19 protein-coding genes are annotated in these 25,711 nt (G+C 67.4%); 11 read left to right on the top strand and 8 right to left on the bottom strand.

The genetic code is table 11. From position 1 onward, the window contains the following. Positions 1-256: 256 nt before the first annotated feature. The 5 genes from mdtD to K5L94_RS16835 form a co-directional block, all read right to left on the bottom strand. Positions 257-1,666: a multidrug transporter subunit MdtD gene (gene mdtD, locus K5L94_RS16855; RefSeq protein ID WP_049457960.1), complete on the bottom strand. Its 1,410-nt coding sequence runs from the start codon at positions 1,664-1,666 to the stop codon at positions 257-259. A 92-nt stretch (positions 1,667-1,758) separates the two neighbouring features. Then, on the bottom strand, positions 1,759-2,841 hold the full coding sequence (gene hemE, locus K5L94_RS16850) for a uroporphyrinogen decarboxylase (RefSeq protein ID WP_053512071.1): 1,083 nt from the start codon (positions 2,839-2,841) through the stop codon (positions 1,759-1,761). A gap of 26 nt (positions 2,842-2,867) precedes the next feature. Beyond that, positions 2,868-3,107, bottom strand: a complete 240-nt coding sequence (locus K5L94_RS16845; RefSeq protein WP_019660053.1) for a WGR domain-containing protein — start codon at positions 3,105-3,107, stop codon at positions 2,868-2,870. Between the two features lie 143 nt (positions 3,108-3,250). Further along, complete coding sequence (gene aroB / locus K5L94_RS16840) at positions 3,251-4,363, bottom strand: 3-dehydroquinate synthase (RefSeq protein ID WP_274510904.1); 1,113 nt, start codon at positions 4,361-4,363, stop codon at positions 3,251-3,253. Next, complete coding sequence (locus K5L94_RS16835) at positions 4,360-4,902, bottom strand: shikimate kinase (protein ID WP_010482764.1); 543 nt, start codon at positions 4,900-4,902, stop codon at positions 4,360-4,362. Before K5L94_RS16835 ends, aroB begins: the two co-directional genes overlap by 4 nt. A gap of 98 nt (positions 4,903-5,000) precedes the next feature. Between K5L94_RS16835 and K5L94_RS16830 the strand changes: the two genes are divergently transcribed. After that, positions 5,001-5,204, top strand: a complete 204-nt coding sequence (locus K5L94_RS16830) for a dodecin family protein (RefSeq protein ID WP_005410663.1) — start codon at positions 5,001-5,003, stop codon at positions 5,202-5,204. 6 nt (positions 5,205-5,210) lie between these two features. On the opposite strand, the gene K5L94_RS16825 is transcribed toward K5L94_RS16830, so the two are convergent. Further along, positions 5,211-6,038: a kinase gene (locus tag K5L94_RS16825; protein ID WP_053451365.1), complete on the bottom strand. Its 828-nt coding sequence runs from the start codon at positions 6,036-6,038 to the stop codon at positions 5,211-5,213. A gap of 40 nt (positions 6,039-6,078) precedes the next feature. Between K5L94_RS16825 and pdxH the strand changes: the two genes are divergently transcribed. After that, positions 6,079-6,678, top strand: coding sequence for a pyridoxamine 5'-phosphate oxidase (gene pdxH, locus K5L94_RS16820; RefSeq protein ID WP_053450514.1), 600 nt, complete (start codon positions 6,079-6,081; stop codon positions 6,676-6,678). A 208-nt stretch (positions 6,679-6,886) separates the two neighbouring features. Then, a complete protein-coding gene (locus tag K5L94_RS16815) occupies positions 6,887-7,360 on the top strand; it encodes a DoxX family protein (protein WP_053450513.1) in 474 nt (157 codons plus the stop codon). Between the two features lie 77 nt (positions 7,361-7,437). Here K5L94_RS16815 and prpR read toward each other — a convergent pair whose 3' ends face one another. After that, a complete protein-coding gene (prpR, locus tag K5L94_RS16810) occupies positions 7,438-9,021 on the bottom strand; it encodes a propionate catabolism operon regulatory protein PrpR (RefSeq protein ID WP_274510903.1) in 1,584 nt (527 codons plus the stop codon). A gap of 154 nt (positions 9,022-9,175) precedes the next feature. Between prpR and prpB the strand changes: the two genes are divergently transcribed. The 8 genes from prpB to pbpC all read left to right on the top strand — a co-directional run bounded on the left by prpB (position 9,176) and on the right by pbpC (position 25,030). Continuing rightward, positions 9,176-10,069 carry a methylisocitrate lyase gene (gene prpB / locus K5L94_RS16805; protein ID WP_010482769.1) on the top strand — a complete coding sequence of 298 codons (894 nt, stop codon included), beginning with the start codon at positions 9,176-9,178 and terminating at the stop codon, positions 10,067-10,069. A gap of 36 nt (positions 10,070-10,105) precedes the next feature. Then, a complete protein-coding gene (gene prpC, locus K5L94_RS16800; RefSeq protein WP_008265338.1) occupies positions 10,106-11,263 on the top strand; it encodes a bifunctional 2-methylcitrate synthase/citrate synthase in 1,158 nt (385 codons plus the stop codon). Between the two features lie 97 nt (positions 11,264-11,360). Then, positions 11,361-13,979, top strand: coding sequence for a Fe/S-dependent 2-methylisocitrate dehydratase AcnD (gene acnD, locus K5L94_RS16795; RefSeq protein WP_053450511.1), 2,619 nt, complete (start codon positions 11,361-11,363; stop codon positions 13,977-13,979). Positions 13,980-14,073: 94 nt separating this feature from the next. Beyond that, entirely contained in the window at positions 14,074-14,778 is a 705-nt protein-coding gene (locus K5L94_RS16790; protein WP_053450510.1) for a hypothetical protein, read from the top strand. Between the two features lie 29 nt (positions 14,779-14,807). Beyond that, positions 14,808-15,986: a 2-methylaconitate cis-trans isomerase PrpF gene (prpF, locus tag K5L94_RS16785; RefSeq protein ID WP_053450509.1), complete on the top strand. Its 1,179-nt coding sequence runs from the start codon at positions 14,808-14,810 to the stop codon at positions 15,984-15,986. A 71-nt stretch (positions 15,987-16,057) separates the two neighbouring features. Then, complete coding sequence (locus K5L94_RS16780) at positions 16,058-17,518, top strand: bifunctional 2-methylcitrate dehydratase/aconitate hydratase (RefSeq protein WP_053450508.1); 1,461 nt, start codon at positions 16,058-16,060, stop codon at positions 17,516-17,518. 173 nt (positions 17,519-17,691) lie between these two features. Continuing rightward, positions 17,692-22,599, top strand: coding sequence for an alpha-2-macroglobulin family protein (locus K5L94_RS16775; protein ID WP_274510902.1), 4,908 nt, complete (start codon positions 17,692-17,694; stop codon positions 22,597-22,599). Positions 22,600-22,648: 49 nt separating this feature from the next. Continuing rightward, positions 22,649-25,030 (top strand): penicillin-binding protein 1C, encoded by a 2,382-nt coding sequence (gene pbpC, locus K5L94_RS16770; protein ID WP_053450506.1) that lies wholly within the window; start codon positions 22,649-22,651, stop codon positions 25,028-25,030. Positions 25,031-25,114: 84 nt separating this feature from the next. Here pbpC and K5L94_RS16765 read toward each other — a convergent pair whose 3' ends face one another. Next, the gene (locus tag K5L94_RS16765; protein WP_164087459.1) at positions 25,115-25,690 is read right to left on the bottom strand and encodes a ferritin-like domain-containing protein; all 576 of its coding nucleotides are present in this window, start codon (positions 25,688-25,690) and stop codon (positions 25,115-25,117) included. Positions 25,691-25,711 lie beyond the last annotated feature (21 nt).

Raw genomic sequence — 25,711 nt, 5'->3', positions numbered from 1 at the left:
GTATTTCGATTTCTGACCGATGTGTCGACCAAGGTCGACACCCACCAACAGCAGCGACCATCTGTCAGAGGTGGGGCGGTGTCGGGTTGCGGGGTGTCCGCGGCATGGATGCCGCGGCCAAGCCCCCATGGACGGGTTCACGGCGTCCCCGCAACCCGGCACCGCCCCGCCATCCCACGGAATACCGCTTTGGCTGCTGTTTCAGCTGTTGCCGTTGCCTGTAGCAGGTGCAGGGCCGCAGGCCCTGTCGACCCCTTCACTCCGCGACGTGCTCGACCTGCCGCGGTTCGGGCTTGGTGTCCGGCAACTGCCAGAAAATCATCGTCGACGTCAGCGTGATCGCACCCACGCACAGGAACGTGGCATGCAGCGCAGCGGTGGCACTGTTGCTGTCCAGGTGGGTACCGAACGCAGCCAGCAGGCTGCCCGCCGCCGCGGCACCGAAACCGGCGGCGAGCATCATCACCATCGACAGCAGGCTGTTGCCGGAGCTGGCGAACTCGCGGTCGAGATCGCGCAGGGTCACGGTGTTCATCACGGTGAACTGCAGCGAATTGACCGCACCGAAGAACGCCAGCTGCAGCAGGCGCCACGCCAGGTGCTGGCCCGGTGTCATCAGGATGAAGCTGGCCATCGCCAGCCCCACCAGCACGGTGTTGACCATCAACACGCGGCGGTAGCCGTAGCGCTCGACCAGCTTCACCGCCAGCTTCTTCGACACCATGCCGGCCGCAGCGACGGGCACCATCATCAGGCCGGCGTTCATTGGGCCCAGGCCCAGGCCGACCTGCAGCAGCAGCGGGATCAGCATCGGCATGGCACTGCTGCCGATGCGCGAGAACAGGTTGCCAAGGATGCCGATGCGGTAGCTGGGCACGCGGAACAGTGCCAGCGAGAACAACGGCGCGGTGGAGTTGGCCGCGTGCAGCCAGTAGCCCACCAGCGCTGCCAGGCCGGCAACGGTCATCAGCATCACCAGCGCGTGCGGCGTGCCGAGGCCGGAGATGCCGTCCAGCGCCAGCGACAACACCACCATCGCGAAGGCCAGCATGACGTAGCCGCGCAGGTCGAAGCGGGTGCGATGGCTGGCGTAGTGGTCGGGCATGATCTTCATCGCGGCGATGAAACCGATCACGCCGATCGGCAGGTTGATCAGGAACACCCAGTGCCAGGACGCGATCTCGACCAGCCAGCCGCCCAGCGTCGGGCCGATCAACGGGCCGATCAGGGCCGGAATGGCGATGAAGCTCATCGCGCGCAGGAAATCCTCGCGCGACACCGAACGCATCACCGCCAGGCGACCGACCGGCAGCAGCATCGCGCCGCCGATGCCCTGCAGCACGCGCGCACCGACCAGCTGGTGCAGGTGCTGGGCCAGCGCGCAGGCCAGCGAGCCGAGAGTGAACAGGATGATCGCCACCAGGAAGGTGCGCCGCGTGCCATAGCGGTCGGCGATCCAGCCGGAGGCGGGAATGAAGGTGGCGACCGCCAGCGCGTAGCTGAACACCACCGACTGCATCTGCAGCGGGCTCTCGCCCAGGCTGGCCGCCATCGCCGGCAAGGCCGTGTTGACGATGGTCGAATCCAGCATCTGCATGAAGATCGCCAGCGACACCAGCCACAGCAGGGGGCGGTGGCGGGTGTAATTCGATGACGATGTGGACATGGCGTGCGGCCGGTGCAGCGTGGGGGATGCCATGATCGCGCAATGCGGGTCACGGCGCGATCAACATCGCGCCGTGGTTGCCTGCGCAATGCTCAGCGCTGGCTGTGCGCGTGCACCGCGTCGACCAGTACCTGCACGTGTGTCGGGTCCATGTCCGGTGACATGCCGTGGCCGAGGTTGAACACATGGCCCTCGCGCGAACCGCCATTGCCGGCGGCGTAGGTGTCGAGCACGCGCGCGGCGGCCGCGGCGATGGCATCAGGCGAGGCGTACAGCGTGGTCGGGTCGAGGTTGCCCTGCAGGGCGACGCGGCCGCCGGTGCGGCGCAGGGCCTCGTCCAGGTCCAGCGTCCAGTCCAGGCCGAGCGCATCGGCGCCGGTCTGCGACAGCGCTTCCAGGTGCAGGCCGGTGCCCTTGCCGAACAGGATCAGCGGCGTACGCTCGCTGCCTGCGCCACGGTCCAGGCCCTGGGCAATCCGCTGCAGGTAGCGCAGCGAGAACTCGCGGTACATCGCCGGCGACAGCACGCCGCCCCAGGTGTCGAACACCTGCAGCGCCTGCGCACCGGCGGCGCGCTGCGCGCCGAGGTAGGCGATCACCGCCTCGGTGGTCACTTCCAGCAGGCGGTGCAGGGCCTGCGGGTGGTTCAGCGCCATGGCCTTGATGCGCGAGAAGTCCTTGCTGCCGCCGCCTTCCACCATGTAGCAGGCCAGCGTCCACGGGCTGCCGGAGAAGCCGATCAGCGGCACCTGGCCGTCCAGCTCGCGGCGGATCAGCCGCACCGCGTCCATCACATAGCCCAGGTCCTGTTCCATGTCCGGCACTGCCAGCCTGGCGATGGCGGCTTCATCGCGCACCGGGTGGCGGAATTTCGGGCCTTCGCCTTCGACGAAGTACAGCTCCAGGCCCATCGCATCGGGAATGGTGAGGATGTCCGAGAACAGGATGGCCGCGTCCAGCGGGAAGCGGCGCAGCGGCTGCAGGGTGACTTCGCAGGCGATCTCCGGGGTCTTGGCCATGGCCAGGAAGCTGCCGGCCTTGGCCCGGGTCGCACGGTATTCCGGCAGGTAGCGGCCGGCCTGGCGCATCAACCAGACGGGGGTGCAGTCCACCGGTTCGCGGCGCAGGGCGCGCAGCAGGCGATCGTTGCGGAGAGGGCTGGTCACGATGGGCATTCCTTGGGCGAAAGTTGGCAGCGGCGTCAGTCGCCGTGCGAAAGGATCTGGAAGCCGCGATGCAGTTCGGCATCACGGGCCTTCTCGAAGGCATGGCGTGCTTCATCGGCCTGCAGGAACAGCTCGCGCCGAAGCTGCGAGCGGCCACCGACGCGACCGCTCTCACGCAGCAGTTCCCAACCGCCGAACAGGTCCGGCTGCAGGCTCAGGCGCAGGAAGCGCGGTGCCTGGGCACCGGCATCGGGATGTTGCAGGTAGACGTGCATGGCACTGATTGTAGCGGGGCACGGGTGACCCCTGCCGCAACGCGGTAGTGCCGGCCGCTGGCCGGCAATGTCAGCAACGGGGAAGCCGGCCAGCGGCCGGCACTACCGGGCTGCGCGGGAGGATTGCCGGCCAGCGGCCGGCACTACCGGGCCGACAGCACCTTCAGCACCGCTGCCTCATCCACGTCCGGCACCACTTCGGCACGGCCCATGCCCCGCCACAGCACCAGGCGCAGGCGGCCGGCCACGTTCTTCTTGTCCAGCCGCATGCGGCCGAGCAGGGCCTGCGGGTCCAGCCCGGCCGGGATCGCCACCGGCAGGCCGAGGCGCTCAAGCAGCGCCTGCAGGCGCACGCGGTCGGCGTCGTCGGCCAGGCCGAGATCGGTGGACAGCTTTGCCGCCAGCACCATGCCCACCGCCACCGCTTCGCCGTGGTTCAGCGCATCGCGGCCGGGGGCCGAGTAACCCTGTTCGGTCTCGATGGCATGGCCGAAGGTGTGGCCGAGGTTGAGCAGGGCGCGCTCGCCCTTCTCGAACGGATCGCGTTCGACAATCGCGGCCTTGTGCCGGCAGCTGCGTGCGATCGCTTCGGACAGCACGCCGTCTTCGCCAGCAACCAGCGCCTCGGCATTCTGCTGCAGCCAGTCGAAGAAGGCGGCATCGCCCAGCGCACCGTACTTCACCACTTCGGCCAGGCCGGCACGCAGTTCGCGCGGTGGCAGGGTGGCCAGCACGCGGGTATCAGCGATCACCGCGCGTGGCGGGTGGAAGGCGCCGACCAGGTTCTTTCCGGCCGGAATGTCCACCGCGGTCTTGCCGCCCACCGACGAATCGACCATCGCCAGCAGGGTGGTCGGCAACTGCACGCAGTCCACGCCACGCATCCAGCACGCCGCAGCGAAGCCCGCCAGGTCGCCGACCACGCCGCCGCCCAGCGCGAACACGCAGGCATCGCGGGTGGCACCCAACGTGGCCAGCGCTTCGATGGCGCGGCCGAACTCGGCCAGGGTCTTGGAGGCTTCGCCCGCAGCCAGCACGTGTTCGCCGATGATCAGGTCGGGACGTGCCGCCAGCAGCGTCTGCTTCACCGACGCCAGATAGCGCGGCGCCACTTCACTGTCGCTGAGCAGCAGCACATGGCGGCCGCGTACGTGCGAGGCCAGCGCGGCGCCGTCGGCCTGGGCGCCAGCGCCGATGGTGATGGTGTAGGGACGGTCGCCGCCAACGGCGACCTGCAGCGGTGCGGGGAAAGTCATGCGGTCAGGTCCTGGCGCTGCCATTGCGTGGCCAGCTTGACCACCAGATGGGCGGTCGCGTCGGCAGCGGTGTATGGGTCGGTATCGAGGGTGAGGTCGGCCAGCTCGCGGTACAGCGGGTCGCGGTGTGCGGCCAGATCGTGCAGCACCTGCTCGCGGTCCGGGCGCTGCAGCAACGGCCGGCCCTTGTCGCGGGCCAGGCGTTCCAGCTGCGCGGCCACACTGACCCGCAGGTAGACCACGAAGCCGCGCTGGGCGATCAGCGCACGGTTGCCGGGGTCCAGCACCGCACCGCCGCCGGTGGAGACCAGCTGGCCACGGCCTTCCAGCACGCGCGCCAGCGCCTCGCGTTCATGGCTGCGGAAGCCGGCTTCGCCCGAATGCTCGAAAATGGTGGGGATGCTGGCGCCGGCGGCATCGACGATGGCCTGGTCGACATCGACGAAGTCCAGCGTGAAGCGCTCGGCCAGGCGGCGGCCGATGCAGGTTTTGCCGGCGCCCATCGGGCCGATCAGGATCAGGTTCGGAGCAGGATTCATGCCCTCTGATGCTAACACCTCCGTGCCCCGGCCTTTACGTTCTTCACGTCAGGGTAGGCGTTCCTGCGGGGTCTCCCGCGCCAGCCGGAGTACAGGCCATGACGGTCGCCAAGGTCATCGAAATCACCGCCTCCTCGCCGAAAAGTGTGGAGGACGCGGTGCGCAGCGGGCTGAAGAAGGTTTCCGAGACGGTCAAGGGCATCCAGGGCGCCTGGGTGAACGAGACCAAGGTGGTCACCAACGGCAGCGGCGAGATCACCGAATGGCGGGTCAACCTGCGGGTGACGTTCCTGGTGGAGTAGATGGCCTCAGCGCACGTCCTGCACCTGGCGCTGCCCGTCCAGCACCACCACGTGGTCGGCCAGGGCGGGCAGGGCCTGCAGCGCCTGGCGGCTGACCCGCTCGTAGTACTGCACGAAGCGCTCCAGCTGCGGCCGGCTCATGCCGTGCCGGCCCGGCTGTGCCGCCTGTAGATTCTGTTCCTGCTGCCAGCGCCAGCGCGGCACCACCGAGAAGTCCGGTGGCTGCAGGAACCACAGGCGGTGGCAGCGCTGCCACAGCGCCGGGTAGTCGCGGGCCAGCGCCTGGTTGCACCAGCGCCGCCAGCGGCCATCGGTGTCGGCCTCGCGTTCCAGTGCGTTCAGCGGGCTTTCCAGCGCCTCTTCATCCTGCGCGGGCGTGCCGAGGAACCAGCCTTCGAATACCAGCAGGTCCAGCGGTTGTTGCAGGCGAGGCCACTGCGCCTCGGGCAGGCGCTCATCGGCCAGCTTGTCGAAGCGTGGCATTGCGAAGGGCTGGCGCGCGGCCACGGCGTCGAGCACGGCGTGGGCCAGTGGCAGATCGTGGGTGCCGGGTGGGCCACGGGTGATCAGCAGCGGATGCACCTGGCGGGCCAGCCGTTGACGCTGCACCCGGGTGAGGTAGACGTCATCGATCGACAGCGTGGCCGCGTTCAGGCCGCGTGCCTGGGCGCGTGCCACCACCTGCGCGGCCAGCGTCGATTTGCCGCTCCCCTGCAGGCCGCTGATCGCCAATACTGGAACCGTCATGCCGCTGCCCAGCACATCGTCCAGAACCCGCTCGGCCAATGTTTCGGGGAATCCTTTCACCTGGGGCATATACGCAGCAGCGACCATGCCGCCACAATAGCCCAAACCGTGTGAGAAGAACGCAATCATGAGCGACCTGTACGCCGAAGCCCTGTCCACGTTTGCCGGCCTGTTCGAAGAGGCCAAGCAGAGCCGCGAGGTCGAGCCGAACGCGATGACCGTGGCCACCGCTGATGCGCAGGGCCGCCCCTCCGCGCGCACCGTGCTGCTGAAGGCGTTCGACGAGCGCGGCTTCGTGTTCTACACCCACCTGGACAGCCACAAGGGCCGGGAACTGCAGGCCAATCCGCAGGCCGCGCTGCTGTTCCTGTGGCGCAGCCTGCGCGAGGCGGGTATCCAGGTGCGCATCGAAGGCCGTGTCGAACAGGTCGCCGATGCCGAAGCCGATGTCTATTTCGCCAGCCGCCCGCGCATGAGCCAGATCGGCGCGTGGGCTTCGCAGCAGTCGAAGACGCTGGCGACGCGTGAGGAATTCGACGCGCGCGTGGCCGAGATCGAAGCCCGCTTCGAGGGCAAGGACGTGCCGCGACCGGAAGGCTGGAGCGGCCTGCGCGTGGTGCCTGACCGCATCGAGTTCTGGTACGGCGCGCAGTTCCGCCTGCACGAGCGCTGGTGCTATGAGGCCGGTGCCGAAGGGCGCTGGAGCAAGCGGCTGCTGTACCCGTGAATGATGCGGCCCGGCTGACGTGTCCTCTGTAGGGCCGAGCCATGCTCGGCCGCTTTCGTAGAGTCGAGCTTGCTCGACTGCTCTATACCCAGTCGAGCAAGCTCGACTCTACGAAAGCGGGTTGTCGTGTTCGGACTGGCCCGCTTCATCTGCGAGCAGGCTGCCAACCGGCACACTGCGATCGATTCCCTCGACATCCGGAGTTGCCATGCCCTCCTGGCGTTGCCTGTTTGCCGTGCCATCACCGCGCCGTGGCGTGGAAGCGTCTCTTCTGCTGCTTGCCCGCATCGTGGCCGGGGTAATGTTCTGCGTCTCCGGCTGGAACAAGGTGTTCACCGAGGCCGGCCGCGAACGCATGGTGCATACGCTGGTCGATGCCGGCATTCCGTTCCCGGTGTTCAATGCGCCGGTGCTCGGCGCAATTGAGTGGATTGCGGGTGGACTGCTGGTGTTGGGCCTGCTCAGTCGCCCGTCTGCCCTGCTGCTGGCCGCGATCTGCGCGGTGGCGGCGCTGACCGATGGCATTGCGCGCATTCCGGCAGGACTGAGCGTGCCGGACTGGCTGAGCTGGTTCTTCTACCTGAGCGAAGTGCCACTGGGCGTGCTGTTGCTGTGGATAGCGGCAGTGGGCAGTGGCCGCTTCGCCATCGAGGCACGCTGGGCGCGCTCGCGCAATCTGTAGAGTCGAGCTTGCTCGACTGCTTTTCTGTGGGGCCGAGCCATGCTCGGCTGATTTTCTCTAGTCGAGCAAGCTCGACTCTACAGCCCTTCCGCGCGCAGCCAGCGCCATAGCGTGGTGCGTGACACGCCCAGCGCCTGCGCCATGCCTTCGCGGTCATTGCGGTGTTCCTGCAGCACGGCTTCCAGCTGCGCACGCGGGGGGCGCTTGCCGTTGCTTTCCACCGGCATGGCAGGGGTGCCCTCGCGCATCAGCTCCGGTGCCAGCTGCATCAACCGCGCGGTGTTGATCAATTCTTCGCCCGGCTGCCAGTGGATGCGCAGGCGATCCACCAGGTTGCGAAGCTCTCGCACGTTGCCGGGCCATTCGGCGTTGGTCAGTGTGGTCATTGCAGCCTCGTCCAGCGGCGCGTCGATGCCACGCAGCTGGCGGAAGAAATGCTGTGTCAGCAGCGCAATGTCACTGCGCCGCGCACGCAGCGCGGGCAGGGCAATGCGCAGCGCAGCCAGGCGGTAATACAGGTCGCGGCGGAAACTTCCGGCGGCGGCGCGCTGTTCCAGTGACTGCAGCGTGGCAGCGACGACGCGCAGATCCACGGGGGTGGGTTCGGTGGCACCCACGCGCAGCACTTCGCGTTCTTCCAGCACCCGCAGCAGGCGGGTCTGCAGCGGTAGTGGCAGTTCGCCGATTTCATCCAGGAACAGAGTGCCGCCATCGGCCGCCTCGACCAGGCCGACACGGCCCCCCCGCCGCGCGCCAGTGAAGGCGCCATCGCTGTAACCGAACAGCTCGGCCTCCAGCAATGATTCGCTGATCGCACCGCAGTTCAGCGCCACGAAGCGTCCACGACGACCACTGGCCGCATGCAGCTGGCGCGCGACCAGTTCCTTGCCGGTGCCAGTCTCGCCGCTGACCAGCACGGTGCTGTCATGCGGCGCATACAGCGCGATCTGTGCGCGCACCTGCGCCATCGCGTCGCTGTCGCCGAGCAGCTCATGCGCATCGGCGCGCGACGCGGCGCGGCGACGCGGGGCAGGGCGGGTGCCACCGGAGCGGGCCAGGGCCTGGGTCAGTTCCAGTGCGTGTTCAAACGCCTGCCGCACCGAATCGGCCGAATACAGCAGCACGCCCGGCAGGCCGGCCTGCTCGGCGTGGTCGATGGCCATGCCGGTGCCGACGATCACCTCGATGCCGTTGGCGCGCAGGTCTGCGATGCAGTCGCGCGCGTCCTCGCGGGTGACAAAGCGCCGATGCTCGATATCCAGGCCGAAGCTCTGCTGGAAGTTGCTGAATACCGGTACGTCACTGGCGTGGGTGACCAGGCCGATGCGGCTGGCGATGCGCCGTGCACGCGCCAGTGCCTCCATCAGGTCGAAGCCGTTGGCCTGGATGGGCACCAGCGGCAGGTCGAGCCGGCCGCGCAGCCAGGCGGCGTTGGAGCCACCGGCGATGACCACGTCGCAGTGCTCGCGGCGCAGGCGCTGGCCGATCACGTCCACCGCTTCCTCGAAGCCGAGGTTGATCTGCTCGATGCGCGCACGGCGGTCGAACTCGGGAATGACGTCGCCGAGCAGGCCGGTCAGGCGCGAGACGCTGACCGTCCAGATCACCGGGCGGCCGGGGTCGGTGTCGGCATGGCGCAGGGGCGAGCGGGGCAGGTACATGGCGGTGGCAAGGACGAATGATGTTTCATGATACATCCGTTTCAATGTTTCATATGTTTCACTGCTGCGCCATGGTCATGCCTTTGAAATCAACCGCTTGCAGCTTGGCACGGTGTTTGCGCCTACCCCTGCGTTCTTCAACCTGGATTGCCGCATGACCGCTTCCACTCCTTTTTCCGCCGGTGCCCGCTTCCGTGAGGCGCTGGCTGCCGAATCGCCGCTGCAGGTGATCGGCGCGATCAACGCCAACCACGCCCTGCTGGCCAAGCGCGCCGGCTTCCGCGCCATCTACCTGTCCGGTGGCGGCGTTGCCGCCGGCTCGCTGGGCCTGCCGGACCTGGGCATCAACACCCTGGAAGACGTGCTGGTGGATGTGCGTCGCATCACCGATGTCTGCGACCTGCCGTTGATGGTCGACATCGACACCGGCTTCGGTCCGAGCGCGTTCAACATCGCGCGCACCGTGAAGTCGCTGATCAAGGCCGGCGCCGCGGCCTGTCATATCGAAGACCAGGTCGGCGCCAAGCGCTGCGGCCACCGCCCGGGCAAGGAGATCGTGTCGCAGGGTGAAATGGTCGACCGCGTGAAGGCCGCAGCTGACGCCAAGACCGATCCGGACTTCTTCCTGATCGCACGTACCGACGCCATCCAGGTGGACGGCGTGGACAAGGCCATCGAGCGCGCCATCGCCTGTGTCGAGGCCGGTGCCGATGGCATCTTCGCCGAGGCCGCCTACGACCTGGACACCTACCGTCGCTTCGTCGACGCGGTGAAGGTGCCGGTGCTGGCCAACATCACCGAATTCGGCGCAACCCCGCTGTTCAGTCGCGATGAACTGGCCTCGGCCGGCGTGGCCATCCAGCTGTTCCCGCTGTCCGCGTTCCGCGCGGCCAACAAGGCGGCGGAGAACGTCTACCAGGCGGTGCGCCGTGATGGCCACCAGCGCAACGTGGTGGAGACCATGCAGACCCGCGAAGAACTCTACGACCGCATCGGCTACCACGCCTTCGAGCAGCAGCTCGATGCACTGTTCGCCGCCAAGAAATAAGCAGTACCCTGCACCATCAGTTTTCGGAGGGAAAACATGAACGATACGACCGCAACCCCGACCTTCAAGCCGAAGAAGTCCGTCGCCCTGTCCGGCACCGCCGCCGGCAACACCGCGCTGTGCAGCGTCGGCCGCAGCGGCAACGACCTGCACTACCGTGGCTACGACATCCTGGACCTGGCCAACACCAGCGAGTTCGAGGAAATCGCCTACCTGCTGGTGCACGGCAAGCTGCCGACCCGCGCCGAGCTGGTTTCGTACAAGGCCAAGCTGAAGTCGCTGCGTGGCATTCCGGCTGCGGTGAAGGCCGCGCTGGAGGAGCTGCCGCCGTCGGCGCACCCGATGGACGTGATGCGCACCGGCGTGTCGGTGCTCGGCTGCGTGGCGCCGGAGAAGGACGACCACAACCACCCGGGCGCGCGTGACATCGCCGACAAGCTGATGGCCTGCCTCGGCTCGATGCTGCTGTACTGGTACCACTGGAGCCACAACGGCCGCGCCATCGATGTGGAAACCGACGATGACTCGATCGGCGGCCACTTCCTGCACCTGCTGCATGGCGAGAAGCCGCAGGATTCGTGGGTGAAGGCGATGCACACCTCGCTGATCCTGTACGCCGAGCACGAGTTCAACGCCTCGACCTTCACCTGCCGCGTCATCGCCGGCACCGGCAGCGACATGTACAGCGCGATCTGCGGTGGCATCGGCGCGCTGCGCGGCCCGAAGCATGGCGGCGCCAACGAAGTGGCGTTCGAAGTGCAGAAGCGCTACGACAACCCGGATGAGGCCGAGGAAGACATCAAGGCCCGCGTCGAGCGCAAGGAAGTGGTGATCGGTTTCGGCCACCCGGTCTACACCGTCTCCGATCCGCGCAACAAGGTGATCAAGGACGTCGCCCGCGAGCTGTCCGAAGAACAGTCGAGCATGAAGATGTACGACATCGCCGAGCGCCTGGAATCGGTGATGTGGGACATCAAGAAGATGTTCCCGAACCTGGACTGGTTCAGCGCCGTCAGCTACCACATGATGGGCGTGCCGACCGCCATGTTCACCCCCCTGTTCGTGATCGCCCGCACCGCCGGCTGGAGCGCACACATCGTCGAGCAGCGCATCGACGGCAAGATCATCCGCCCGAGTGCCAACTACATCGGCCCGGAAGACCGCGACTTCGTCGCCATCGACAAGCGCGTCTGATCCACCTGCTGTATCCATCCGGCCGGCCCTATGCCGGCCGGGTGCTTTCGCCGCCGCACCGCCGGCACCCGGCCCGCCTCAAGCACTCCGCCAGCCCATGAATACCGATTACCGCAAGACCCTTCCCGGCAGCGCGCTGGACTATTTCGACGCGCGTGCCGCCGTCGATGCGATCCAGCCCGGCGCCTATGCCACCCTGCCGTACACCTCGCGCGTGCTGGCCGAGAACCTGGTGCGCCGCTGCGATCCGGCCACGCTCAGTGACTCGCTGAAGCAGTTGATCGAGCGCCGCCGCGACCTCGATTTCCCGTGGTTCCCGGCCCGCGTGGTCTGCCATGACATTCTCGGCCAGACCGCATTGGTCGATCTGGCTGGTCTGCGCGATGCGATCGCCGACAAGGGCGGTGATCCGGCCAAGGTCAATCCGGTGGTGCCGGTGCAGCTGATCGTCGATCACTCGCTGGCGGTGGAGTGTGGTGGTTACGACCCGCAGGCGTTCGAGAAGAACCGCGCCATCGAGGATCGCCGCAACGAAGACCGCTTCCACTTCATCGACTGGACCAAGCTGGCGTTCCAGAACGTGGACGTGATTCCGCCCGGCAACGGCATCATGCATCAGATCAACCTGGAGAAGATGTCGCCGGTGGTCTACGTGCAGGACGGTGTTGCGTTCCCCGATACCTGCGTGGGCACCGACAGCCATACCCCGCACGTGGATGCGCTGGGTGTGATCGCGATCGGTGTAGGCGGACTGGAGGCGGAGAACGTGATGCTCGGCCGCGCCTCGTGGATGCGCCTGCCCGATACCGTCGGCGTCGAACTGAGTGGTCGCCCGCAGCCGGGCATCACCGCCACCGACGTGGTGCTGGCCCTGACCGAGTTCCTGCGCAAGGAGCGCGTGGTCGGCGCGTGGCTTGAATTCTTCGGCGAGGGTGCGGCGGCACTGACCATCGGTGACCGCGCCACCATCTCCAACATGTGCCCGGAATACGGCGCGACCGCGGCGATGTTCTACATCGACGCGCAGACCATCGACTACCTGCGCCTGACCGGCCGCGAGGAGTCGCAGGTGGCGCTGGTGGAAAACTACGCGCGCACCACCGGCCTGTGGGCCGATGACCTGGCCACCGCGCAGTACGAGCGCGTGCTGCGTTTCGACCTGTCCAGCGTGGTGCGCAACATGGCCGGGCCGTCCAACCCGCACAAGCGCGTGGCCACCGCCGAGCTGGCCGAGCGCGGCATCGCCGACGAAGCCAAGCTGGAAGCGGGCAAGGCCGAGCAGGCGCAGGGCCTGATGCCCGATGGCGCGGTGATCATCGCGGCCATCACCAGCTGCACCAATACCTCCAATCCGCGCAACGTGATCGCCGCCGCGCTGCTGGCGCGCAATGCCAATGCGCGTGGCCTGCAGCGCAAGCCGTGGGTGAAGTCGTCGCTGGCGCCGGGTTCCAAGGCCGTGCAGCTGTACCTGGAAGAGTCCGGCCTGCTGCCGGACCTGGAACAGCTGGGTTTCGGCATCGTGGCGTTCGCCTGCACCACCTGCAACGGCATGAGTGGCGCGCTGGACCCGAAGATCCAGCAGGAAATCATCGATCGTGACCTGTACGCCACGGCTGTGCTGTCGGGCAATCGCAACTTCGATGGCCGCATCCATCCGTACGCCAAGCAGGCCTTCCTGGCTTCGCCGCCGCTGGTGATCGCCTACGCCATCGCCGGTACCGTCCGCTTCGATATCGAGAAGGACGTGCTGGGCGTGGACGCCGACGGCAACGAGGTGCGCCTGAAGGACATCTGGCCGAGCGATGCTGAAATTGATGCCGTGGTGAAGGCCTCGGTGAAGCCCGAGCAGTTCCGCAAGGTCTACAACCCGATGTTCAACGTGCGCGTTGAACATGGCGCTGCGGTCAGCCCGCTGTACGACTGGCGCCCGCAGAGCACCTACATCCGCCGCCCGCCGTACTGGGAGGGTGCATTGGCCGGTGAGCGCACGCTGGCCGGCATGCGCGCGCTGGCGGTGCTGCCGGACAACATCACCACCGACCACCTGTCGCCGTCCAACGCGATCATGGCGTCGAGTGCCGCTGGTGAATACCTGGCGAAGATGGGTTTGCCGGAAGAAGACTTCAATTCGTACGCCACCCACCGCGGCGACCACCTGACCGCGCAGCGCGCCACGTTCGCCAATCCGAAGCTGTTCAACGAGATGGTGCGCAACGACGACGGCAGCGTGAAGCAGGGTTCGCTGGCGCGCGTGGAGCCGGAAGGCAAGGTCATGCGCATGTGGGAAGCGATCGAAACCTACATGGACCGCAAGCAGCCGCTGATCATCATCGCCGGTGCCGACTACGGCCAGGGCAGCTCGCGTGACTGGGCTGCCAAGGGCGTGCGCCTGGCTGGCGTGGAAGCGATCGTGGCCGAAGGCTTTGAACGCATCCACCGCACCAACCTGATCGGCATGGGCGTGCTGCCGCTGGAGTTCAAGCCGGGCACCACCCGCCTGACCCTGGGCATCGACGGCACCGAGACCTTCGACGTGGTCGGCGAGCGTACTCCGCGTGCCGAGCTGACCCTGGTCATCCATCGCCGCGATGGCCAGGACGTGATCGTGCCGGTCACCTGCCGCCTGGACAGCGATGAGGAAGTGGCGATCTACGAGGCCGGCGGCGTGCTGCAGCGCTTCGCCCAGGACTTCCTGGAAGGCGCCAAGGTGGCGTAAGGCAGCGGCTGGCTGCCTTGTGTCGAGTTGCCGCCATGCTGGCTTCGGCCCGCATGGCGGTGGTCACGAAGGAGAGGGGCGTTGCCCCATCTGCATGGGAACCGCGTTCTACAACATCGCAGGTACGGTCAACACCGCCTTCATCCTGCTGAGCCTGTTGGGTGTGGGCGCGCAGCTGCGGCTGGTGCGCCGCCGCCGGGAACGTGCGGGCGCGGCTGACAGCGCCACTGCGGTGCTTTCGCTGAACCAGTTCACGGTCAGCTTCCTGGCCTACCTGTCCTTCTTCGTCTATGGCTACAGCATCACGCCGTTCAATCACTTCATTGTCTGGCCGCGCTTGCTCGCGTCGCTACTGGTCATGGCCATCCTGGTGGAGATCTGGCGCGACCGACGGAGCCGCTCCGCTACGACCAGCGTGCTGACAGCCGCCCTGTTGTTGCTCTGCGCACTGGCCGGGCTGGCCTGGGGTGACCGGCATGTGGATGAGGGCAGGGTAGTCGCCAGCGCGATGATAGTGGTCATTACTGCCTTGCTGGCGCAGGGCTACACGCATCAGATCCTGCTGATCCTGCGCAATGGCCATACCGGTGCAGTGTCGCTGCGGATGAGTCAGTTGATCCTGCTGATGGACCTGTCGACGATCGTGTTTGCCTTCGCCATGGGGATGCAGATGGGATGGCCGTTGCTGCTGCTGGCCGTGGTGAGCGGCAGCACCAAACTGGTCATCCTGTATCTGTTCCGCTGGCAGCAGGGGGCCTCCGCCGCAGATCGTCGGCGACAGCGGTTGCAGCCTGCGTAGTGCGTGTTCCTTACCTTATCGAGAATGTCATGAGCTTCCTTCCGCAACTCCGTATTCCCGCCACCTACATGCGCGGTGGCACCAGCAAGGGCGTGTTCTTCCGCCTGCAGGATCTGCCTGAAGCCGCGCAGGTGCCGGGCGCCGCACGCGATGCACTGCTGATGCGCGTGATCGGTTCGCCCGATCCGTATGGCAAGCAGACCGACGGCATGGGCGGTGCCACCTCCAGCACCAGCAAGTGCGTGATCATTTCCGCCGCTTCGGTGCCTGACCACGACGTGGATTATCTGTACGGCCAGGTCTCGATCGAAACCGCCTTCGTCGATTGGAGCGGCAACTGCGGCAATCTCAGCACCGCGGTCGGCCCGTTCGCGATTGCCAACGGCCTGATCGATCCGGCCCGCGTGCCGCGCGATGGCCTGTGTACTGTGCGCATCTGGCAGGCCAACATCGGCAAGACCATCATCGCCCACGTGCCGATGCGCGATGGCCAAGTGCAGGAGACCGGCGATTTCGAGCTGGATGGCGTGACCTTCCCGGCCGCCGAAATCCAGCTGGAATTCATCGATCCCTCCGACGACGGTGATGCCGGCGCGATGTTCCCCACCGGCAATCTGGTGGACACCCTCGACGTACCCGGCGTGGGCAGCTTCGAGGTGACCATGATCACCGCCGGTATTCCGACCATCTTCCTCAACGCCGCCGATCTGGGCTACACCGGCACCGAACTGCAGCCGGCGATCAACGAGGACAAGGCGGCGCTGCAGAAGTTCGAAGCCATCCGTGCGCATGGAGCGCTGCGCATGGGCCTGATCTCGAAACTTGAAGACGCGGCGACCCGCCAGCACACGCCGAAGGTGGCCTTCGTGGCGCCGGCACAGGACTACGTATCGTCCAGCGGCAAGGCCATTGCGGCCTCGGCCATCGACCTGCACGCGCGTGCGCTGTCGATGGGCAAGCTGCACCACGCGATGATGGGTACCGCGGCCGTGGCGATCGGCACCGCGGCGGCGATTCCAGGCACCCTGGTCAATCGTGCCGCCGGTGGCGGCGAACGCGAGGCGGTGACCTTCGGCCATCCCTCCGGCACGCTGCGCGTGGGCGCGCAGGCCGGCCGCGTTGACGGCCAGTGGACGGTGACCAAGGCCATCATGAGCCGCAGTGCCCGCGTATTGATGGAAGGCAAGGTGCGGGTGCCGGCCGAATAGTGCTCTGGTAGCTGCCAACCTTGGTTGGCTTGGTGCACGGGCAACCGTGCACCGCAACGAGGAGATCGACGATGTCCAGCAACCCCGTTCCATCCAACGAACGTGCAGCGTGGGATGCGCTGCTGGTGGACATTGTCGACTACGTGCGCGACGCGCGCATCGACTCACCGCTGGCGTTCCAGACCGCGCATCACTGCCTGCTCGATACGCTGGGCTGCGGGCTGGAAGCGTTGTCCTTCCCGGCCTGCAGCAAGCTGCTCGGGCCGCTGGTGCCGGGCATCAGCGTGGTCAACGGCGCGCGCGTGCCGGGTACGCACTACGTGCTGGACCCGGTGCAGGCCGCCTTCAACCTCGGCGCGATGGTGCGCTGGCTGGATTTCAACGACACCTGGTTGGCCGCCGAATGGGGGCATCCGTCGGACAATCTCGGCGGCATCCTCGCCGTCTGTGATTGGCTGGGACGAAACGCACAGGCCCTGCGTCGCCCGCCGCCGACCCTGCACGACGTGCTGCTGGCGATGATCAAGGCGCACGAGATCCAGGGCGTGCTGGCCCTGCAGAATTCGTTCAACCGGGTCGGGCTGGACCATGTGGTGCTGGTCAAGGTGGCCACCACCGCGGTGGTCGCGCACCTGCTCGGGCTGGATCGCGAACGCATGCTCAATGCGCTGTCGCTGGCCTGGGTCGATGGCCAGGCGCTGCGGACCTACCGTCATGCGCCCAACACCGGCTCGCGCAAGAGCTGGGCGGCGGGCGATGCGACCAGCCGTGGCGTGCGCCTCGCCTTGATGGCGGCCAGTGGCGAGATGGGTTACCCAAGCGTGCTGAGCGCACCGACCTGGGGCTTTGAGGCAGTGTCGATGCATGGCCAGCAGCTGACGCTGGGGCGGCCGCTGGGCAGTTATGTGATGGAGAACGTGCTGTTCAAGATCAGCTACCCGGCCGAGTTCCACGGCCAGACCGCGGTCGAGGCCGCGATCACGCTGCACCAGCAGCTGCGCGCGACGGGGCGCCGGGTCGAAGACATCGCGCACATCGCGATCCGCACCCAGGAAGCCTGCATCCGCATCATCGACAAGCAGGGCCCGCTGCACAATCCGGCCGACCGTGACCACTGCGTGCAGTACATGGTCGCCATCGCGCTGCTGCATGGGCGGCTGGTGGCCGAGGATTACGAGGACGACGTTGCCGCCGATCCGCGCATCGACGCGCTGCGCGCGAAGATGGCCTGCCATGAGGATCCGCGGCTCAGCGCCGATTACCTTGACCCGGACAAGCGCAGCATTGCCAACGGCCTGAGCGTGCGTTTCACCGATGGCAGCGAACTGCCGGAGGTGCTGGTGGAGTACCCGCTCGGTCACGCCCGGCGCCGCGAGGAAGGCATCCCGCTGCTGATGGACAAGTTCCGCCGGCACCTGGCCCACCGTTTCCCGACCGTCCAGCAGCAACGCATCCTGGCCGCGTCGCTGGACCCGGTGGCACTGGCGGCGATGCCGGTGACCGACTACGTGGACCTGTACCTGCCGGGGTAGGGGCGCGTTGGTGGGTGCCAATCTTGGTTGGCATGAGGGCGCCAACCAAGGTTGGCGGCTACCGGTCCTGCCGGTCAGCGGCCGGCACTACCCGCCCCGGGCAATTGCCGGATTCGCGTCAACACCTTGACGCGGCGCGCCTATAATGGCCACCTCGATCAAGGAGTGACGATATGAGCGGTCCGGCGCGGCGGAAGCGGTGGGGATGGGCGGCGGCGGTACTGGCAGGAGGCCTGTTGCTGGGCCTGGCCGGCTGCCGCAACGACAGCGGGCAGTTGCCCAAGACCAGCGGTGAAGCGATCACCGCCAAAGCCGAGCAGGTGAAGGAATTCACCCTGCTGCGCGCCTACCCGGACCAGAAGAATGACGGCCTGTCGCTGGCGCTGGAGTTCTCGCGCCCGCTGGTCGGCACCCAGGACTTCGACAAGCTGGTGCGCTTCGAAGAGAAGGTCGGCACCGATGACAGCAGCTGGACGCTGTCCGACGACGGCCTGACCCTGCGCTACCCGTTCGTCGAGGCCGGCAAGGAATTCAGCCTGGTGGTCTCGGCCGACCTGCTGGCCGCCGATGGCAGCCGTCTCGGCAAGGAACTCAAGCAGAAGGTATTCAGCGGCGAACTGAAGCCGGTGGTCGGCTTCGCTTCGCAGGGCAGCGTGCTTCCGGCCAAGGACAGCCGCGGCCTGCCGGTGGTCTCGGTGAACGTGCCGGAGGTCGACGTCGAGTTCCTGCGCGTGCGCGAGAAGGACCTGCCGACCTTCTTCAGCCAGTACCAGCGCGGCGGCCGCCGTGGCAGCTGGGAACTGAGCAGCGACTATGAGCGCAGCCCGATCAACAAGCTGGCCGAACCGGTCTACGTCAACCGCTTCATCCTCGGTGGCAAGCAGAACGAGCGGGTGCTGACCTACCTGCCGACCCAGGACATCAAGGAGCTGCAGGAGTCGGGCCTGTATTTCGCCCTGCTCAAGCGTACCGGTGACTATGAAGGCGAGTTCGATACCGCGTTCTTCTCGGTCAGTGACATCGGCCTGCATACCCGTGCCTACAAGGACAAGCTGTTCGTGCACACCGCCGGCCTGAAGGACGGCGCGCCGCTGAAGGGCATCGACCTGCGCGTACTCGATGCCAAGGGCGAGGTGGTGCTGAAGGGCAGCACCGACGGCAACGGCAACGCGTTGCTGAACTACACCCTGGATGCGACCCACGTGCTGGTCGCCAGCAGCGGCAAGGACACCAGCTTCCTGCCGTTCAACCAGCCGGCGCTGGACCTGAGCGAATTCGCCGTGGCCGGTCGTGACAATGCCTGGTTCGACGTCTACGCGTGGTCGGGGCGTGACCTGTATCGCCCGGGCGAGACCGTGCGCCTGTCCGCACTGCTGCGCGACAACGATGGCAAGCCGGTCAAGGCTCAGCCGGTATTCCTGCGCCTGAAGCAGCCCGACGGCAAGACCTTCCGTGAGACCCGCCTGCAGCCGGGCGACCAGGGTTACATCAACTTCGAACAGGTGATTCCGGCCGAGGCGCCGACCGGGCGCTGGCAGGTCGAGTTCCGCACCGACCCGGCCAGCAAGGAAGCGATCCAGGGCATGACCCTGCGCATCGAGGAGTTCCTGCCCGAGCGCATGAAGCTGGACCTGGACAGCGCGCAGAAGACCCTGAAGCCGGGCGAGGCGCTGCGCCTGCAGGCCAATGGCGCGTACCTGTATGGCGCGCCGGCCGATGGCAACCGCTTCACCGCGCGCATGGCGGTGGCGGCCGAACAGAAGCCGGTGGACGGCCTGCCGGGGTATTTCTTCGGCGACCCGACCCTGCAGCTGCCGCGCGAAGCCAAGGACGTGGTCGATACCACGCTGCCGGCCAATGGCCAGCTGCGCGAGGACGTGGCATTGCCGGAAGAGGCGGCCAAGGCCAAGGCGCCGATCGCGGTGGTGCTGTCCGGCAGCCTGTATGAAACCGGTGGCCGCACGGTCACCCGTACCCTGAAGCGGGTGATGTGGCCGGCCAATGCGCTGGTCGGCGTGCGCCCGCTGTTCAACCCCGATGATGGCGCCGATTCCAACGGCAATGCGCGCTTCGAGCTGATGCGCGTGGACGCCGCCGGTAACCCGCAGCCGGCCAAGGGCCTGAAGGTCACCCTGGTGCGCGAACTGCGCGATTACCACTGGACCTTCAACGACAACCGCTGGGATTACGATTTCACCCGCCGCTTCGAGAACAAGGAAACCCGTACCGTCGATGCCGGCAGCAGCGCGGTCGCCTTCGATTTCCCGGTGGAGTGGGGCGAGTACCGGGTGGACGTGTTCGATCCGTCCACCGGCCTGACCAGCCGCTACCCGTTCCGCGCCGGCTGGAGCTGGGGCGATGACAACCGCGGCCTGGACGCACGCCCGGACAAGGTCAAGCTGGGCCTGGACAAGACCGGCTACAAGGCCGGTGACACGCTGGAAGTGACGGTGACCCCGCCGCACGCTGGCAAGGGCATCCTGATGGTCGAGACCGACCGCATGCTGTACGTGCAGGACATCGAGGCCAAGCCGGGTTCGACCTTCAAGATTCCGGTCACCGCCGACTGGGAGCGGCACGACGTCTACATCACCGCGCTGGTGTTCCGTGGCGGCAGTGCGCCGAGCAAGATCACCCCGGCCCGTGCCGTGGGCGTGGTGCATGTGCCGATGGACCGCAAGGGCCGCACCGTGGCCGTCGGCCTGGTCGCGCCCAAGCAGATGCGCCCGGAGCAGGACCTGCCGGTAACCGTCAGCGCACCGCAGCTGGCGGGCAAGACCGCACACGTCACCGTGTCGGCGGTGGACGTGGGCATCCTCAACATCACCCGCTTCCCGGTGCCGGATGCCGGCGCGCACTTCTTCGCGCAGCGTCGTCTCGGCATTGATGCCTACGACATCTACAGCCGGGTGATCGAGAGCTTCGACGGTGGCGCCGGCAAGCTGAAGTTCGGCGGTGACATGGCGCTGCAGGCGTTGCCGCAGGCCAAGCGCCCCACCGCCCGCGTGCAGACCGTGGACCTGTTCTCCGGCCCGGTGCAGCTCGATGCCAAGGGCATCGCCCGCATCCGCCTGAAGGTGCCCGACTTCAACGGCACCCTGCGCGTGTCGGCACTGGTCTACAGCGATGACCAGTACGGCAAGCGCGACGTGGAAACCGTGGTGCGTGCGCCGATCCTGGCCGAGGCCAGCATGCCGCGCGTGCTGGCGCCGGGCGACCGCAGCACCGTGACCCTGGACGTGCAGAACTTCACCGGCAAGCCCGGCCAGTTCAACGTGAAGGTGGAAAGCGAGGGCCCGCTGAACCTGGGCGAGGGCAGCCGCAGCGTGCAGTTGAATGCCGATGCCAAGACCACGCTGAGCTTCCCGCTGTCGGCACGCGAGGGCCACAGCGTGGCCAAGGTGCGCGTGCGCGTGGACGGCAACGGCTTCAAGGCTGACCGCCGTTACGAGCTGCCGGTGCGTGCGGCCTGGCCGCAGGTGCTGCGTTCGCAGGTGCGCACGCTCGATCCGCTGGCTGCGGTCAGCCTCGACAACAGCCTGACCGATGGCCTGATGTCCGAGTCGGTGAATGCGCGCCTGCTGGTCAGCCCGCTGCCGCCGATCCCGTTCGCCAGTGCGCTGCAGGGCGCGTTGAACTACCCGTATGGCTGTGCCGAGCAGACCACCAGCAAGGGCTACGCCGCGCTGATCCTGGACCAGGCCACGTCGTCGATGCTTGGCGCCGACGGCCTGGACGCCAAGACCCGCCGCGAGCGCATGGAAGGCGCGTTTGGTCGCCTGGCGTCGATGCAGGTGGCCAACGGCAACTTCTCGATGTGGGGTGACGATGGCTACGTGAACCCGTGGCTGACCCCTTACATCACCGAGTTCCTGCTCGACGCCAAGGATGCTGGCTTCGCGGTGCCCGACAACGTGCTGCAGAAGGCGCTCAACCGCCTCAGCGAGGACCTGCTGTCCGGTGGCAATCAGTTCTACGGCCAGGACGACCGCGAGAAGCTGAAGTTCGCCAACCAGGCGTATTCGGGCTACGTGCTGGCCCGGGTCAACCGCGCTCCGCTGGGGACGCTGCGCACGCTGTATGACAACGAGCGCAGCAAGGCGGTCGGCGGCCTGTCGCTGGTCCATCTGGGCGTGGCGCTGTCGCTGCAGGGCGATGCCAAGCGTGGCCAGGCGGCATTGGCCGCGGCCTTCGCCAAGTCCAGCATCGAACGCCCGTCGTACTTCGGCGACTACGGCAGCGCGATCCGTGATGACGCGCTGATGATCGCGCTGACCCACGAGAACAAGCTGGCCAAGCCGGCCTGGGATGCGCGTGCGGTGGATCTGGGCCGTGGCCTGGACGCGCGCCGCAATGCTGGCTGGATGTGGCTCAGCACGCAGGAACAGGTGGCCATCGCCCGCCTCGGCAAGGCCTTGGCCGCCAACCAGAAGGCGCTGGTGGCCGGTGAGCTGGTGATCGGCGGTACGACCGAGGCGATTGGCGAACGCAAGCTGTTCGGCCGCAACTTCAGCGCCAGCGAACTGGCCAGTGGCGTGCGCTTCACCCCGCAGGGCCAGCCGCCGATGTTCGCCAGCATCGACGTGGCCGGCATCCCGCGCAGTGCACCGGCACCGGACAACAGCGTGCTCGGCATCGAGCGCAGCTACTACGGCACCGATGGCAAGCCATGGTCGCCGCGTCCGCTGAAGGAAGGCGAAGCGCTGATCGTGCGCGTCACCGTCACCGCCGATACCACGATGCCCGACGCGCTGCTGACCGACCTGCTGCCGGCCGGCCTGGAGATCGAGAACTTCAACCTGGGCGATGCGAAGCAGTGGGCTGACGTGGTGGTCGATGGCATCACCATCAGCGACCGCGGTGAAGCGGCCGATACCAAGCACGAAGAGTTCCGCGACGACCGCTACGTGGCCGCGCTGAAGCTCTCGCGTGGCAGCAAGGCCAACGTGTTCTACCTGGTGCGCGCGGTGACCCCGGGTACCTACTCGGTGCCGCCGCCGCTGGTGGAGGACATGTACCGCCCGCAGCTGCGTGGCGTGGGCCGCAGCAACCCGACCACGATCACGGTGGTGCAGCCGTGACCGCGCGGACGGGCCGCGACGGCGCGGCCCGTCCCCCTGGCAACCTGCAATGAAACGCACGATGACGACCCGGCTGGCGGCCCTGCGCCGCTGGCTGCGGCCGCTGTGGCCGTGGCTGCGATGGGGCACGGCAGCCATGCTGGCGCTGCTGCTGGTGCTGGACGTCGCCTTCCCGCCACCGCTGCCGAAGCAGCGCGATACCAGCACCCTGGTGGTGGCTGCCGACGGCACGCCGCTGCGTGCATTTGCCGATGCCGAAGGCGTGTGGCGCTATCCGGCGTCGATCGACAGCGTCTCGCCGTTGTACCTGCAGGCGCTGCTGACCTACGAAGACCGCTGGTTCTGGCGGCATCCGGGCATCAACCCGCTGGCGATCCTGCGTGCCAGTGGCCAGCTGCTGCGTGGCGGCCGCATCGTGTCCGGCGGTTCGACCCTGACCATGCAGGTCGCACGCATCCTCGACCCGCACACGCGCACGCCGTGGGGCAAGCTCAAGCAGATGCTGCGCGCGGTGCAGCTGGAAGTGCACCTGAGCAAGCGGCAGATCCTGGCCCTGTACCTGGAGCGCGCGCCTTACGGGGGCACCATCGAGGGCGTGGAAGCGGCCAGCTGGGCCTACCTGGGCAAGCCGGCGGCGCAGTTGTCGCACGCCGAGGCTGCGTTGCTGGCGGTGCTGCCGCAGGCGCCGAGCCGGCTGCGCCCGGACCGCCACCCGGAAGCGGCGCAGAAGGCGCGCGACAAGGTGCTGTCACGCATGGCCGAACTGGGTGCATGGACGCCGGACGAGGTGGAGGACGCGCGCATCGAGAACGTGGTGGCACGCTCGCTGCGGCCGCCGCTGCACGCCGCGCTGCTGGCCCAGCGCCTGCATTCGGCGCATCCGGGCCAGGCGCGCATCCAGAGCAGCATCGACATCGGCCTGCAGCGCACGCTGGAAGAACGCGTGGCCAGCTACTTCTCGACGCTGCCGGAACGCACGTCTGCAGCGCTGCTGGTGGTCGACAACCAGACCCTGCAGGCGCGCGCTTATGTCGGCACCCTGGCGTTCGGTGACCGCCAGCGGCTGGGTCACGTGGACATGGTGCAGGCGTGGCGCTCGCCGGGCTCCACGCTCAAACCATTCCTGTACGCGATGGCGCTGGATGATGGCCTGATCCATTCGGAAAGCCTGTTGGTCGACGCACCGCAGAGTTTCGGCAGCTACCGCCCCGGCAATTTCGACATGGCGTTCAACGGGCCGATCGGCGCCGCCAGCGCGTTGCGGCTGTCACTGAACGTGCCTTCGGTGGACCTGCTGCAGCGGGTCGGCGCGGCGCGCTTTGCCGCGCGCCTGTCGCACGCCGGCATCCAGCTGCGCTTCCCGCCCGGCAGCACGCCCAACCTGTCGTTGATCCTGGGCGGCACCGGCGCGCGCCTGGAGGATCTGGTCGGCGCGTTCGCTGCGCTGAACCGCAACGGCATCGCCGGTCGCGTGCGCTACACCGATGACGAGCCGATGATCGAGCGCCGCCTGGCCTCGCCGGGGGCCAGCTGGATCGTGCGCGAGATGCTGGAGTCGAACCCGCGCCCGGGTTACAGCGTCGGCACGTTCGACGTCGGTGGCCGCCCGCGCGTGGCCTGGAAGACCGGCACCAGTTATGGCTACCGCGATGCGTGGGCGATCGGCAGCACCCGCCACTACACCGTGGGCGTGTGGGTGGGGCGTCCGGACGGCACGCCGCTTCCCGGCCAGTACGGCGCGGTCACCGCTCTGCCGCTGATGTTCGAGGTAGTGGACAGCCTGCCGCGCCAGCGCGGTGACTCGGCTGCCGCACCGATGCCGGCCAGCGTCAGCCAGGAAGACATCTGCTGGCCGACCGGCGAGCGGGCCGAAGGCCTGCCGGCGGCGCTGTGCCAGCGGCGGATGCCGGCGTATCTGCTTGAGGGCGCCGCACCGCCGACCTTCCCCGAGCGAGAGGCGCGGCGCTGGCAACCAGGCCGCCAGCGCTACCTGGCCGATGCGCGCAGCGGCCTGCGGGTGTCTGCTGATTGCAGCGCGCCCCATGAAGAAGTGGCGCGCGAGATCGCGCGCTGGCCGGCGCTGCTGTCGCCCTGGCTGTCCAAGGCCACGCGCGAGGCCTCGCAGCTGCCGCCGTTGTCGCCGGATTGCCGTGATGATGGCCGCGAGGCCAGCGTCGCACTGCACATCGACGGGCTCAATGATGGCGCCACGCTGGCGCGCGCGCCGAATGCCGAGCATGGCGTGCGCCTGCAGCTGCGCGCGCTGGGCAGCGAGCAGGCGGTGGACTGGCTGCTGGATGGACGCTGGATTGCACAGACCCGTGGCGCGCAGCTGATGCAGCGTGAGTTTGCCGACCCGGGCGCACACACCCTGACCGCGCTGGCGGCCGATGGGGCATGGACGCAGGTGCGGTTCAACGTCCTGCGGTAGCGCCAGGCCCTTGTAGAGTCGAGCCATGCTCGACTGCTTCTCCCGAGTCGAGCATGGCTCGACTCTACCGGGAGCGTTATAAGGCTATTCGCCGATCCACCCATCCAGCAGGTCGGCGAATTCGTCGGCGTGTTCCTCTTCCTGCGCGAGGATCTCTTCGAGGATGCGCTTGGTGGTGGTATCGCGGTCGCCGATGAAGTTGATCATCTCGCGGTAGCTGTCGATGGCGATGCGCTCGGCCACCAGGTTCTCGCGGACCATGTCGCGCAGGTCGCTGCCTTCCTTGTACTCGGCATGCGATCGTGCGGTGAGGGTATCGGGGTTGAAGTCTGGCTCGCCGCCGAGCTGGACGATGCGCTCGGCCAGCTTGCCGGCATGTGCCTGTTCCTGCTGGGCGTGTTCGAGGAACTCGGCCTTGACCGCGTCGGCCAGCATGCCCTTGGCCATGAAGTAGTGCCGGTAGTAGCGCAGCACGCACACGTATTCGGTGGCCAGGGCATCGTTGAGCAGCTTGATCACCACCTTGCGGTCGGCGCTGTAGCTGTCGGTGATCGCACCATCCTCGATGTTGCGGCGGGCGCGGTCACGCAGGGTCTTGCGGTCGCTGATGCCGGGAATCTTCGCGGTGGGCTTGGGGGCTTTGGCTGGCTTGCTGGACATGGCTGGCCGTTTCCTCTTGCG

The organism is Stenotrophomonas forensis (assembly GCF_028752115.1).
GTDB classification, from domain to species: Bacteria; Pseudomonadota; Gammaproteobacteria; order Xanthomonadales; family Xanthomonadaceae; genus Stenotrophomonas; species Stenotrophomonas forensis.
Note: the sequence above shows the minus strand (reverse complement) of the source record. Positions and strands in the feature narration are given on the sequence as shown.